Origin of the sequence: Klebsiella sp. K47 (genome assembly GCF_051858335.1) — a bacterium.
Lineage (GTDB): Bacteria > Pseudomonadota > Gammaproteobacteria > Enterobacterales > Enterobacteriaceae > Klebsiella > Klebsiella pneumoniae.
Genome location: NZ_JBPYUI010000516.1, coordinates 1 through 216 on the forward strand (window position 1 = coordinate 1; position 216 = coordinate 216).

Annotated in this window: 1 protein-coding gene; it reads right to left on the reverse strand. The window is 43.5% G+C overall.

What is annotated here, in order from left to right; translation table 11 throughout:
* The coding region (locus tag RRF55_RS29035; protein ID WP_439419455.1) for a cbb3-type cytochrome c oxidase subunit I at positions 1-216 on the reverse strand (216 nt) is incomplete at both ends.

Consider the following 216-nt stretch of genomic DNA (forward strand, 5'->3'; position numbering starts at 1 on the left):
GCCAACAACTAGACCCATTGCTACGAAGAAGATCATGATTACACCGTGTGCGGTGAAGATCTGATCGTAGTGTTCTGGGTGTAAATAACCTTCACCGCCACCTTTTGCAAGGAACAGTTGAAGACGCATCATAATCGCATCGGCGAAACCACGCAAAAGCATGATGATCGATACGAAAAGATACATGATACCAATTTTTTTATGGTCGACTGATGT